General features: G+C 66.1%; 13 protein-coding genes. 4 read left to right on the plus strand and 9 right to left on the minus strand.

Annotation, left to right across the window (positions count from 1 at the left end):
* Positions 1-4 precede the first annotated feature (4 nt).
* The 6 genes from yidD to NX784_RS11400 all read right to left on the minus strand — a co-directional run bounded on the left by yidD (position 5) and on the right by NX784_RS11400 (position 3486).
* Complete coding sequence (gene yidD / locus NX784_RS11375) at positions 5-493, minus strand: membrane protein insertion efficiency factor YidD (RefSeq protein WP_258816775.1); 489 nt, start codon at positions 491-493, stop codon at positions 5-7.
* On the minus strand, positions 490-870 hold the full coding sequence (locus NX784_RS11380) for a tautomerase family protein (protein WP_258816776.1): 381 nt from the start codon (positions 868-870) through the stop codon (positions 490-492). Before NX784_RS11380 ends, yidD begins: the two co-directional genes overlap by 4 nt.
* 18 nt (positions 871-888) lie before the next feature.
* The gene (yacG, locus tag NX784_RS11385; protein ID WP_056449657.1) at positions 889-1071 is read right to left on the minus strand and encodes a DNA gyrase inhibitor YacG; all 183 of its coding nucleotides are present in this window, start codon (positions 1069-1071) and stop codon (positions 889-891) included.
* Positions 1072-1093: 22 nt separating this feature from the next.
* Positions 1094-1849 carry a cell division protein ZapD gene (gene zapD, locus NX784_RS11390; RefSeq protein ID WP_258816777.1) on the minus strand — a complete coding sequence of 252 codons (756 nt, stop codon included), beginning with the start codon at positions 1847-1849 and terminating at the stop codon, positions 1094-1096.
* A 73-nt stretch (positions 1850-1922) separates the two neighbouring features.
* Entirely contained in the window at positions 1923-2573 is a 651-nt protein-coding gene (gene coaE / locus NX784_RS11395) for a dephospho-CoA kinase (protein WP_258816778.1), read from the minus strand.
* Positions 2574-2616: 43 nt separating this feature from the next.
* Positions 2617-3486 carry a prepilin peptidase gene (locus NX784_RS11400; RefSeq protein WP_258816779.1) on the minus strand — a complete coding sequence of 290 codons (870 nt, stop codon included), beginning with the start codon at positions 3484-3486 and terminating at the stop codon, positions 2617-2619.
* A 269-nt stretch (positions 3487-3755) separates the two neighbouring features.
* On the opposite strand from NX784_RS11400, the gene NX784_RS11405 reads away from it, so the two are divergent.
* A complete protein-coding gene (locus tag NX784_RS11405) occupies positions 3756-4217 on the plus strand; it encodes a RidA family protein (protein WP_258816780.1) in 462 nt (153 codons plus the stop codon).
* A gap of 12 nt (positions 4218-4229) precedes the next feature.
* Here the strand turns inward: NX784_RS11405 and NX784_RS11410 are convergent, their stop codons facing one another.
* Together NX784_RS11410 and NX784_RS11415 are read right to left on the minus strand one after the other, a co-directional pair.
* Positions 4230-6476 (minus strand): putative bifunctional diguanylate cyclase/phosphodiesterase, encoded by a 2247-nt coding sequence (locus NX784_RS11410; protein WP_258816999.1) that lies wholly within the window; start codon positions 6474-6476, stop codon positions 4230-4232.
* A 154-nt stretch (positions 6477-6630) separates the two neighbouring features.
* A complete protein-coding gene (locus NX784_RS11415; protein WP_258816781.1) occupies positions 6631-8385 on the minus strand; it encodes an ArnT family glycosyltransferase in 1755 nt (584 codons plus the stop codon).
* A 308-nt stretch (positions 8386-8693) separates the two neighbouring features.
* On the opposite strand from NX784_RS11415, the gene NX784_RS11420 reads away from it, so the two are divergent.
* Positions 8694-9023 carry a sunset domain-containing protein gene (locus tag NX784_RS11420; protein WP_370662927.1) on the plus strand — a complete coding sequence of 110 codons (330 nt, stop codon included), beginning with the start codon at positions 8694-8696 and terminating at the stop codon, positions 9021-9023.
* Between the two features lie 94 nt (positions 9024-9117).
* Here NX784_RS11420 and NX784_RS11425 read toward each other — a convergent pair whose 3' ends face one another.
* Positions 9118-9297 (minus strand): hypothetical protein, encoded by a 180-nt coding sequence (locus NX784_RS11425; RefSeq protein WP_258816782.1) that lies wholly within the window; start codon positions 9295-9297, stop codon positions 9118-9120.
* A 400-nt stretch (positions 9298-9697) separates the two neighbouring features.
* On the opposite strand from NX784_RS11425, the gene NX784_RS11430 reads away from it, so the two are divergent.
* Positions 9698-10297 (plus strand): putative Ig domain-containing protein, encoded by a 600-nt coding sequence (locus NX784_RS11430; RefSeq protein ID WP_258816783.1) that lies wholly within the window; start codon positions 9698-9700, stop codon positions 10295-10297.
* On the plus strand, positions 10263-12092 hold the full coding sequence (locus NX784_RS11435) for a hypothetical protein (protein ID WP_258816784.1): 1830 nt from the start codon (positions 10263-10265) through the stop codon (positions 12090-12092). Before NX784_RS11430 ends, NX784_RS11435 begins: the two co-directional genes overlap by 35 nt.
* Positions 12093-12151 lie beyond the last annotated feature (59 nt).

Consider the following 12151-nt stretch of genomic DNA (forward strand, 5'->3'; position numbering starts at 1 on the left):
GGATTCAGCGGTCGCGCTGTTCCCTGATCCGCGCTTCGCGCCGCCTGACCCGCTCCGCCGCCGCGTCGAGCTGCTCGCTGCGGCGTGCCCGCTCGCGGTGCCGACGTCCGTTGCGCGACGGCCGTCCGCAGTCGCCCGCGTCCGTCGCGCAGCTTGCCGCGTCGGCGATGGTATCGGCGGATAGGCAGTCCCCATGCCCGTCACAGGGCAGGTCGCACGGCGCATCGCAAAAGCCCCGCTGGTATTTCAGCCGCGGATGCGGTGGCGGGCAGGCGTGTGCGCGCCGATGCACGTGCCCGCACAATGCGAAACGCCGCTGCAGCAACCCGAGCCCGCGCGAGAACCCGAAACGCGCGATGACGGCGTGACCATAGGCCGAGCAACTGGCGCCGCCCGTGGCCACGCGCAGCGCGCAGGAAAAGCCCTTGTAGGGTGAGACGACACGTTGGTAGAAGCGGATCGCGGCCAGCGCCAGCGCGGCGGCAAGCGTCACGTGTGGAGCAGCCGTCCACCCGCGAACGACCAGTTCTCCCAGTTCGTTTCCTTGAACACGACCATCACGTTCTCGGGATCGAACCCGTCCGCGCGCAGGCGGTCCATCAGGTCGGCCAGCAGCTTCTTCTTGACCTTCACGCTGCGCCCGACGGACCAGACGATCTCGATCAGCGCGAAGTCGTCCGTGCGCGTCGTCTGGACGTCGGGATAGTGGGTGTCGTAGCGGAAGTCGCCTGGGTCGAGTTCGAGCACGCGCTGGAACCGGTCCGTGTCGGGCACGCCGGTCGCGACGAGCGCGGCGTGGACGGCAGCCAGGACCTTGTCCTTGAACTCGGCGGTCTTCGGCTTGCGGACGGTGAGCGTGACGAACGGCATGCGGACTCCTTGCGCTGGTTATTCCTTCGAGACGGAATCGTCGTCGGCGTCGCCGGGCGGCGCGCCGGGGATCGTGTACTTTTCTTCGGCCCAGGCGCCCAGGTCGATTTGCTTGCAGCGGTCGGAACAGAACGGGCGGAACTTGTTGGCTTCCGTCCATTCGACCTTCTTGCCGCAGGTGGGGCAGGATACGACGGTCATGGTGTGCTTCTAAAAAACGGGATCAAAAATTGCAGAGTGTGAGCTCGAACGGGACGTCTTCTTCCAGCGGCTTCGGCTTCAGGTCGCCGCCCTGCGTGGTGAAGCGCACCCACAGCATGTATTTGTTCGCGGAGATCTCGGGGATGGCACCGAGCGCCTCGTCGACGGACAGGCGCAGCATCTGGTAGACCTTCCCCTGCAGCATCTGCTGGTAGCTGCCGGACGAGGCGATCATCTTGACGGGGCCGCCGGAGTCGCGCAGCAGGCGCAGCACGAGGGCCAGCGCGTCGAACAACGGGGCCAGCGGTGTGAACCATCCCATGATGTCGGCGTAGCGCTGCTCGGCCGAGCGCCGCTGCCATGCGTGGTAGGACGGCAGGTCGAATTCGCAGGCGCCGCCGGGGATGATCGTGCGGCCGCGGATGCTCATCAGCCATTCGTTGTCGCGCACGTTCTGGCCCGTCTTGCCCTGCGCGTTGACGAGGGCGTTGCTGACGGTGTCGAGCTCGGCCAGCACGGCGTCGAGCGCTTCCTTGGCGACGGCCGGGTTGCTGCGGTAGCCCAGCAGGCTCTGCTTCTGGCGCTCCAGTTCCTGCAGCAGGTCGGACTTGAGGTCGGCGCGGCCCGCCACTTCCAGCATGTCGAAGATCGTCGCGAGCGCGACATGATGCTGCAGAGGATGTTCCTGCGCTACAAAGAATTTGAACTTCTCGTACAGGTCCTCCAGCCGCAACAACGTGCGAATCCGCTCGTTGAATGGGTATTCATAGACGATCAAAATGACATTCCTCTCGTTCCTCTGAATGTAGGCTGGCGGGTAACCACGTGATTCTGAACCATCATGCACAAAATTACAAACGCTGGCTTGGTTGCTCTGCCAATCTTGCCGCTTCGTCAAGATAAAACCGGTGCAGGCGCTCCACCTGCGGCAGCAGGGCGTCGATGCCGGCGTCGTTGACGATCACGTCGTCCGCTTCCTCCAGGCGGCGTGCGCGCGTCACCTGCGCGGCCATGATCGCGCGCACCTGGTCTTCCGCCAGTCCATTCCTTGCCATCACGCGCGCGACCTGCGTCGCTTCCGAACAGTCGATCGCGAGCACGCGCGCGACACGCGCGCGCCACGTGCCCGATTCGATCAGCAGCGGCACGACGAAGATCGTGTACGGACCGTCCGCGAGCAGCGCCGCCGCGGCAGTCGCGTCGCGGATGCGTGGGTGCAGGATGGCTTCCAGCCGGGCGCGTGCGTCGGGGTCGGCGAACACGAGGGCGCGCATGCGGGCGCGGTCGAGCGCGCCGTCGGCGGTGGCGTAGTCGGGACCGAACGCGTCGATCAGCGCCGGCATCGCGGCGCCGTGCGGGGCGGTCAGGCTATGGGCGATCTGGTCGGTGTCGATGACGGCGGCGCCGCGCGCGGCGAACAGGTCGGCCACGGTCGTCTTGCCGCAGCCGATGCCGCCGGTGAGGCCCACTGCGAAGCGGGGGCCGGCGTGAGATGTGGACACTGTGTGACCGGAAGATTCCATGCGATCGTCGGGCGCGGCCGGACTAGGCCAGGAAGCCCTGCGCGTAGCGGGTGAGCGGGATGCCGTACAACAGCGCGATCATACCAGCCGCCGCAAGATAGGGTCCGAACGGGATCGGATTGTTGCGGTCGCGCCGCGCGAACACGATCAGGCTGATGCCGACGACGGCGCCCACGACGGACGACAGGATGATGATCGTCGGCAGCATCGCCCAGCCCATCCACGCGCCCAGCGCGGCCAGCAGCTTGAAGTCGCCGTAGCCCATGCCTTCCTTGCCGGTGGCCAGCTTGAACAGCCAGTACACGGCCCACAGCGACATATAGCCGGCCATCGCGCCGATGACGGCGTCGCGCAGCGGGACGATGGTGCCGTCCAGGTTGATGAGCAGGCCCAGCCACAGCAGGGGAAAGGTGAGGTCGTCCGGCAGCGTCTTCGTGTCGTAGTCGATCAACGTCATCGCGATGAGGAAGTACGTGAACACGAGGCTGGCGAGGCCCATCCAGCCGCTGCCGAAATGCCAGACCACCACGGCCGACAGGAGGCCCGTGACGGCTTCCACGATCGGATAGCGGGGCGAGATCGGCGCCTTGCACGCGCTGCACTTGCCGCGCAAGAACAGCCAGCTGACGATGGGAATGTTTTCCAGCGCCGTGATCTGGTGGCCGCAGTGCGGGCAGGCGGAGCGGGGCACCATCAGGTTGAAGCGGTCCTGGTGCGGCAGCTCCTTGCCCGCTTCGTGCGCGATGTAATTGTCGAGCTCGCGCTGCGCCATGACGGGCAGGCGGTACACGACCACGTTCAGGAAGCTGCCGATCAACAGGCCGAACAGAAGGGCGGCGAGCGCAGCGGCGAGGGTCGCAGGGGCGGCGAAGAGCAGGAAATCCGGTGACATGATGCTCCGATGGGTGGCTGATTCCGTGAATCAACTATTCTAGGGGTTTTCCCGTCCTTTGGGCAGCACCATGAGGCGCCGGCGCAACCATGGCCGAATGTGTGGTATTCCTGGCCCTATGCGTTCTGTGGTTTGACGGCGTACTTACGCCCGCTAGACTGGGCTGGCGCGGTGGTGCCTGCCAGTTGTTCCGTGCTTCCCTCCGGCCGGATGGTGGGCGCCGCGCTGCCTTCCGTCGTTCCCCCGTCCACGATAACGAAAGGAACATCATGAAGAAGATCCAGCACTGCCTGGGCATTGCCCTTGTCGCATCGTTGCCGCTCGGCGCGGCCCATGGCGCCACCTCCGTGCCGCAGAAGGAAGTGGTCGCAAGCAAGGACGCGCCGGCCGCCGTCGGCCCGTATTCGCAGGCGATACGGTCCGGCAGCATGGTGTTCCTCGCGGGCCAGATCCCCATCGATCCGAAGACGGGACAGACGAATCTCGGGACCATCGAGGAACAGACGGCGCAGGTGTTCGAGAACCTGAAGGCCGTGCTCGCCGCCGCCGGCATGACGCTCGATAACGTCGTGTCGACAACGGTCTACGTGAAGGACTTGAACGACTTCGCGAAGCTGAACGCCGTCTACGGCACGTACTTCAAGGACAAGCCGCCGGCCCGCGCCACCGTGCAGGTCCAGCGCCTGCCGAAGGACGCAGCCGTCGAGATCTCCGCGATCGCCGTGCACTGACGGCGCCCTCGTTCACGCGGCCTGCGGCTGCGCGATCAGGTCGAACAGGCGCGCCAGCGGCACTGGCCTGCCCGGCAGCCAGCCCTGCACGAGCGGGCAGCCGAACTGGCGCAGATAGCCCAACTGGGCGTCCGTCTCGACGCCTTCGGCCACCACTTGCAGCTTCATGTGCCGGCCGAGGTCGAGGATCGAGCGGACGATGGCGCAATCGTTGCGGTCGTACGGTACGCCGGCCATGAACAGGCGGTCGATCTTGAGCGACCCGATCGGCAGGTTCTTCAGCAGCGACAGCGACGAATAGCCCATGCCGAAATCGTCCAGGCCGATGCCGAAGCCGCGCCGGCGCAGCTCGCGCATGATCGCGATCGACTTGTCCGCATGCTTCATGACGACGCCTTCCGTCAGCTCGAGGCAGATGCGGCGCGGATCGACGCCGGCGGCCGCGGCCAGTCCGGAGAGCCGCTCCGGCAGGTTCGCGTCGATGAATTCCGGCGCCGCCATGTTGACGTGCACGCGCACGCCGTCCATGCCGGCCGCGCGCAGGCGGGCGAGGTCGTGGCACGCCTGGCGCACGACCCAGTTGCCGATGTCGACGATCAGGCGGCTCTGTTCCGCGAGCGGGATGAACACGTTCGGCGGCACGATCTCGCCGTTCGGCCGGCGCCACCGGATCAGCGCCTCCACGGCGTCGATCTCCATGTCCGTGCTCGTGCGGATCGGCTGGTATTCGAGGAAGAATTCGCCGCGCCGGATTGCGTAGTGCAAGTCCGTCAGCAGGCTGATGCGTTGCCCCGCGTCGGCCGGCGTGCCGTCGACGCTGAAGTGGCTGGCCAGGTTGCGGCCGTTGCGCTTGCTCGCGTACATCGCGGCGTCCGCTGCGTGCAGCAGTTCGCGCGTGCACGTGCCGTGCTCGGGATACGTGCTGATGCCGATGCTGGCCGAGATCGCCAACCGGTGCTCGCCGTAGACGAAGCGGCGCCGCGCCGCGTCCAGCACGGCCTCGGCCACGCGCCCCAGCTCGTCCGCGGTCGCACCCGGAGCGGACAGCAGCGCGAATTCGTCGCCGCCCAGCCGGCCGATGCGCCAGCCCGGCGGCGCCAGCGCGCACAGGCGCCGCGCGAACGTCGTCAGCACGACGTTGCCCGCGTCGTGGCCGAACGCGTCGTTGATGGGCTTGAACTGGTCGAGGTCGACGAACAGCACGCCGAACGTCTGGCCGGCCGGCATGTCGCGGCACAGGCGGTCGAGCTGGTCGTAGAAATGGGCGCGGTTCGCGAGGCCCGTCATCTCGTCGGTCTGGGCGCGCACGCGGATGCGCTCCTGCTGCGTCATGCGTTCGATGGCCTGGGCGATCATCGCCGAGATCGACTTGGCGAGGCCCGGCAGCTGGGCGTCGGGCTGGCGCTGCAGCACGCTGAAGAATTCCAGCACGCCGGGCCGCATGAGGCGCCCGTCGGACGCGACGAAGGTCACGGGGAAGAAGTACGCCGATTGCAGGCCGCACGCGCGCGCCCCATCTGCGCGCAGCAGGTCGGCCGCACCGCTCGCGTCTTCGATCCAGCGCGCCTCGCCACTGGCCCAGACGGTGCCGATCAGGCCTTCGCCGGGCGCCATCCCGAGCCGCGCGCTCGCACGGCGGAACGGCGTGAGCGCTTGCCTCGGCGCGTGCCACGCGTAGCGGCACCGCAGCATCGCCGGGTCGCCCGCATCGTCCTCGAGCGCCCAGAACGCTCCCCATTCCCAGCCCAGTTCTTCGCACACGAGTTGCAGGATGCCGGCGACGGCGTCGTCGATGCTGTCGGTGCCGACGAGGTATTGGGTCAGCGCGAAGTTGAAGCGCTCGCGCGCCGCGGCCTGCTTGGCCGCCGTGATGTCGACGAGGATGCCGCTGGCGACGGTGCCCGACACCGCCACCTGCTGCAGGCGCAGCCAGCGCAGGCCTTGTCCGTCCGTGCGCACGCGGAATTCGCACTCGGCGCCCGTGTCGCCGGCCGCGATGCGGTCGAGGACGGCGTGCACGGCGTCGCGGTCTTCGCTTTCGATACGGGCCAGGCACGCGGCAGGGCTCGGATGTCGGTCGGTGCCGAAGAAACGTGCGGCCACGGCCGACAGCGCGACGCGGCCGCCGGCGCGGTCGAGCCACCAGCGGCCGAGGCCGGCGGCATGGTCGCCCGTATCGAAGCGTTCGGCCGCGGCCAGGGCGCGGCGCCAGCGGGCGCGCGCGGGAAGGGAGGTGATCTTGATGTTCTGGATGTCCATGAATGCCACGAATGTTCGACAGGTTTGCACCAGAACCGGACGGATAGGTCCGATTTGCACCGAAAGCTCGTCACGTCCGCACGCGGGTAGTGCCGGACGGCTGGTCGCTATCGCAAGATTGCGTTGCTGGGAGTTAATGCAATTTGCGTGCCGGTCATTCGCTGGCGCACGTTGCTGTGCCGGGCGGACGCCGGAACAGCCAGAAGCGTTCGTCGCGGTCGGCCGGACGGGCGCCGTCCCAGACGGGCCGCCACGACGCGTCGTCGCTGCAGCGGGGCCGCCGGCCGTTCGGGTCTTCCAGCAGGATCAAGGTGCAGGCGGACGACGGCCGCGTCTCGAGCCGCTCCGTGACGATGCCTTCGTAGTAGTGCAGCATCGCGCGCTCGCTTTCGGCCAGGCCGTAGCTGGCCACGCAGCCCGTGCCGGCGCCGCGTGCCGCCTGCAGCGACTGGAATACCTGCTGATACGATTTCACCGCATCGACCCATGGCATGAACAAGGTGGCCGCCAGCAGCCAGCACAGCGCGAGGCCGACGACCCACGTCTGCAGCGCCGCCTGGCGCCGCGCCATGAGCCACGTCGCAGCCGCCGTCGCGGCCAGCGCGCAGGCAAGGTGCAGGGTGCCGATGTGACGGTCCGGATCGGGCGGCAGCAGGCGGTACAGCGCGTGCACGTGCAGCGGATCGTGCGTGAACATGACGTAGGCCCAGATGCACCAGAACGCCAGGGCGATGCCGCCGAACAGGCCGCGCGCACCGGCGCGCCAGATGCGCTCGATGATTGGGGGCAGCGTCAGCGCCGTGCGCGCGCCGAGAAGAGAGAGGGGCAGCAGCAGCGGCAGCGCATAGCCGTCGCGCGCGGATGCCGACGCGACGAGCACGCCCAGGACGACGGCGGCGAGCACGGCGGCCGACTGCATGCGTTCGTCCGTGGCCAGCAGCGCGCGGTCGCGCCACAGCGCGAGGACGGCGAGCGGCGCGGCCGGGAATGTGAGCCACCACAGGTTCTTGGCCCAGAATCCCGGATCGTTCGCCGCGCCCAGCACGGGCACCGCGAAGCCGACGAAGCGCCCGATATTGTTCATCCAGAACCAGTCGTGGAACAGCGCCGGCGACCTGGACCACAGCACGACCGGCCATACGATCAGCCACGGCAGCGCCGTGAGCAGCGCGACGAGGACGGTCTGCGCATAGGCGCGCGCGCGCCAGCGTTTGAAGCACAGCGGCAGCAGCAGGGCGGACAGGCCGAACACGCCAGGCGCGAGCAGGCCCTTGGCGAGGAAGCCGATGCCGATGCCGGTGCCCACCTGCAGCCCGCTGGCCACGGGGCGCGTGCGCCAGCGCGGCAGGCCCGCCATGCCGAGCGCGATGCCGGCGAGGAGGGCTGTGTCGGTCAGCATCAGGTGCGCGTACGCGGCGAGGCCGAGGCAGGCGAGCAGCACGAACACGGTCGTGCGACCGAACTGCGCATCGACCCAGCGCCGGCCGCACTGCGCCATTGCGGCGCAGGCCAGCAGGAGGCATGCGCCGGTGGCCAGGCGCGCGCCGTCGTGCAGCGCGAGCACGGGTGCCGTCCATGTCGCCAGCGCACCTGCGACCCAGTAGAACAGCGGCGGCTTTTCCATGAACGCTTCGCCGGCCATGCGCGGCACGACGACGTCGCCCGTCGTCAGCATGGTGCGCACGATGTCGGTGATGTAGGTCTCGTCCTGTTTCCACGGCTGGTGGCCGACGAGGCCGGGCCCGAGGTATAGCGCGAGCAGGACGAGCAGGGCCCACGTGCGGGTGCCCAGCATGAAGCGACGGGACAGGGAGGCCTCCGCGGCGGCCGTCTCGTCGCGCACCGTCCCCGCGGCGTCGGCGCGCAGCAGGGGGGCGATCTCGTCGAGCTCGGGCGGCGGTTTGGACATGGCGGCCTAGGGCGATCCGGGCGGCAAGGGGGCCGTGGACACGACACGGCCCAGCCGCACGTCTGCCATATGCTCGCGCAGTCCGGGCCGCTCGTCCAGCAATTGTCGAGCGGCAAAATGATTGGGGCCGTTCATAAGGTCCGTCCGAATGAGAGTGAACCGGCAGTATTTACAATGAATAAAATGTTAGCTCGGCGCCGGGCGCGCACACGTTACGATTTGGTTATTTTCCGGTTCGACATGTTGTCTGAGAATATGATTCAACGCCGGCTGCGGCCGATACATCAGCACAACCACATGGAGCGATCATGAAAAAATATCTCGTAGGCCTGTTGGGCGCATTGACGGCCGTCGCGGCGTTTGCCCAGACGACCGTACCGAATCCGCTCGGCCCGAGCGCTGCCCCGGCCACGGCGAGCGCACCCGCTGCCGGCAAGACATCTAAACCGGCCGTGGCGCAGAAGGAACAGGCGCCGGGCGGCGGCCCGGGGAAGGTCTGGGCGAACAGCTCGAGCAAGGTCTACCACTGCGAGGGCAGCAAGTACTACGGCAAGACCAAGAAGGGCGAGTACATGACGGAGGCCGATGCGAAGGCGAAGGGCTTCCACGGCGTGGGCGGGAAGACTTGCGCCAAGTGACGGTGCGGCAGATGGTGTGAGCGCGTCCGGACCGCCGAAGGCGGCGAGGCGCGACGCTCGCGAGAGCGCGTGCGGGAATGGATGGCCGGCGCGCTCAGGACGAGCGTTGGCGTTCGGGAATGATGCGCGCGACGGCGCTGCTGTCCGGCAAGCGCTTCAGGAATTGGTGGATGTTCGGGTGGCGCGCGACGAATTGGCGCAGTTTCGGGAACACGAGGGAGCGTTCACCGCAGTCGCTGCAAAGCAGGAGCTCGCTGCCCCACAGAAGACGCATGGAGGGCGTGCGCGCGACCCGGCGCACGTAGGTGGAACCACATTCGGGACAAGAGGCCATGATAAACCGATGAGTTGAAAACGAGCTTTTCGAACTTATCAGTTATTGCCTCATTGCACTGTGCGGTAGCGCACAGTTCTACCCGTGGAGGATGGGGTAGCCGGGCCGGGGCCGTCATGCGCTGCCGAATGTCTTCATACCTCGCGCCAACTCCCTATTATTTTTTAATAAGGATTTTATCGAACAGTCGTAAGCGTCGCGGCTCCCCGGACAGCCTTATATTGCGCAGCCCGTACTTTTCCTTCCGAGCGCCCTTGCCATACGTCAGAGCTCCTACTTTTCGGCACGACATACTCGTCGAAAGCAGCGTGGTCTTTGCCGATGAGACAAGGAGGATCCTATGTGGGGAACTACAGTTCGAACGGTTCGGGAAAGCGTTCTGCAGACGGTGGCACGGAGGTTTGCAACTGCGTTGCGAGCATTAGATGAATTCCCTTGTCGGCGCGGGTTCATCGCTCTTGCGGCGCTGGCCACGCTGACTGCCTGCGGCGGAGACGACAGAGTCGCAACGCCAAAGAATCTTTTGTACCAGCAGCCGCCGGCGCAACTCGTCGGAGATCCGATCCCGCAACTCGAACCGACTGTCGAAGGGACTGTCGATGCCCATTCCGTGTCGCCGTCGCTGCCGGATGGATTGACGATCGATGCCAAGACCGACGTCATTTCCGGCACGCCGAACGAGGAGGTCGATGCAAAGTCCTATGTGGTGACTGCGACCAACAAGGGCGGCAGTACATCGTTCACACTACAGTTTTCGTTCAGCGAGGGGGAACACACGGAGGCGGTTTCCCCAGGTAATGTGACGCTTGTTTCCGTCGACCCCAGCAAGCCGGTGGGGCTCGCTACGCCATTGCGATTCGACGTGACCGGTACGCAGATAAACTGCCACGAAGGAAGGCGTCAGCGTGTTCAATGGCGGCACCCAGGTGCCGTTGTCTGATATCGACGTGCAAGGAAACAGCATCATCGTGTCGACCGCGCTGCAAGACGGACGCAACGACATCGTACTGCTGGCAAGCGACACCCAGAACCGGGCGCTGAGTTTCAAGACCACGCTGTGGGCCGGGGCCCATACGCTGACTGTCGTCGTGGTGAATCCCGACGGCTCGGTGCCGGATCAGGCGGACGTCGGCGTCGCCATCATGGACGCGCAGGGCCTGGTGAGCCAGCAGAGCACCACGAACGGTCAGCTGACACTTGAGAATTTACCTGACCGCACGATTCAACTGAACGCTAAGTCCGGAAGCAATCTCACCGCGACCTTGACCACCGTGGGCACGGCCGGAAACGTACAGCTCAAGCTGCAAGGATTCAATACGCCCAGCTCGATCGACAACAACGACTTCAGCCAGGGCACGTCTGGATGGGATGGCAGCAAGAGCGGCGTATTAAGCATTGTGCCGCACGTGGAAGAGATCGTCCCCGTCGGGCAATCGTCCACTGCGAAACCGGCGTCGCAGACTGTGGCCGGAGCCGCAAATCGACTGCTTTTGTGGCAGGCAATGAAAAGCGCGCAGGCCGGCGCTAGCGACTTGAACGCAATCCGCGCCCGCGCGCTCGCGGGTGCCGCGGCGGACACGGACCTCATGCTGACAACGTCGGGTGAGGGCCCGTCGTCGGTGTCCCGGACTTTCGTCGTGCCTCCCGGAAATTCGACGGTCACGATCCGCTACCGATTCATCACGAGCGAGGTGCCAGGCGGCTACTTCGGAAGCAAATACAACGATTCCTACTCCGTCCAGGTTCGCAGCCAGGCCGGTGGAGGCATGGCGTCGGACGCTAACAGCATGAACAGCATGGGACTCGCAGCGTTCGACGCCAATGGTTCTACCAAATGGCGCGTGCTCACGCTGCCGGTGTCGTCGCAAGGGGACACCGTACAGGTCGACGCGACCGTGACCAACGTTGGCGATGGTTTGCTCGACTCTCAGGTGGTGGTCGATTTCGTCGGGGTCGACAAGCTGGCCGTGACCACCGACCTTGCCTCCGCGTGCGTGAACCAGACGGTCACATTCCACGCAACCGGCGACTCGGCGAATTTGGCTGCCTGGAGCGGCGGAGACTCGCCGGCGACGGGGGCAGGCAGCACGTTCAAGACGCGTTTCACGGCAAAAGGCGACTTCCAGGTCACAGCTACGGCTAAGAGCAGCTCCGCACAGCAATCCGTGCACATCAAGGAGTCGAGCGGTGCCGCATGGGTCGCCAAGTTTCCGACCAGCACATCACTGACAGACCTGGCACCTGGATTCCAGGCTAACGCGACCAATTTCTACAATGCCTTGCAAACCGCAGGCGCCAGTGTTGCCATCTCGGCGACGTACCGCCCGCCCGAACGCGCTTTCCTGATGCACTACGCCTGGGAGATCGCGAAGAACGGCTTCGATCCGGCTAACGTGCCCGAGTATGGAGGCATCGATATCTGCTGGGTGCATCACAACGCCGATGGGGAAGTGGATGCGCAGGCATCGAAGGCGGCTGCGCAGGCCATGGTCAACGGGTACCATATGGCACATGCCGCAGCCCTGCAGTCCCAGCACACGCAACGCCAGGCAGTGGACATGACCATCACATGGTCGAACACCCTGACGATCAGGGCGGCTGACGGTAACAATGTGACGATTTCGACGACGCCACGTACTGGCGCGGGCAATACGGATCTGCAGACTGTGGGCGCCGGCTATGGAGTCTTGAAACTGACCAGCGACGCGCCCCATTGGTCGGCAAACGGACACTGAAGCGGACAAGCAATGTACCGATCGGAACAACAATGCATGCATCGGCGGCCGCAGCACGC

Origin of the sequence: Massilia pinisoli (genome assembly GCF_024753285.1) — a bacterium.
Classification (GTDB): Bacteria; Pseudomonadota; Gammaproteobacteria; order Burkholderiales; family Burkholderiaceae_D; genus Telluria; species Telluria pinisoli.

Coding starts and splice junctions, on each gene's coding strand:
- NX784_RS11380 (WP_258816776.1), bottom strand. CDS start 870: ATGCCGTTCGTCACGCTCACCGTCCGCAAGCCGAAGACCGCCGAGTTC.
- yacG (WP_056449657.1), bottom strand. CDS start 1,071: ATGACCGTCGTATCCTGCCCCACCTGCGGCAAGAAGGTCGAATGGACG.
- NX784_RS11400 (WP_258816779.1), bottom strand. CDS start 3,486: ATGTCACCGGATTTCCTGCTCTTCGCCGCCCCTGCGACCCTCGCCGCT.
- NX784_RS11405 (WP_258816780.1), top strand. CDS start 3,756: ATGAAGAAGATCCAGCACTGCCTGGGCATTGCCCTTGTCGCATCGTTG.
- NX784_RS11410 (WP_258816999.1), bottom strand. CDS start 6,476: ATGGACATCCAGAACATCAAGATCACCTCCCTTCCCGCGCGCGCCCGC.
- NX784_RS11415 (WP_258816781.1), bottom strand. CDS start 8,385: ATGTCCAAACCGCCGCCCGAGCTCGACGAGATCGCCCCCCTGCTGCGC.
- NX784_RS11420 (WP_370662927.1), top strand. CDS start 8,694: ATGAAAAAATATCTCGTAGGCCTGTTGGGCGCATTGACGGCCGTCGCG.
- NX784_RS11425 (WP_258816782.1), bottom strand. CDS start 9,297: ATGCGTCTTCTGTGGGGCAGCGAGCTCCTGCTTTGCAGCGACTGCGGT.
- NX784_RS11430 (WP_258816783.1), top strand. CDS start 9,698: ATGTGGGGAACTACAGTTCGAACGGTTCGGGAAAGCGTTCTGCAGACG.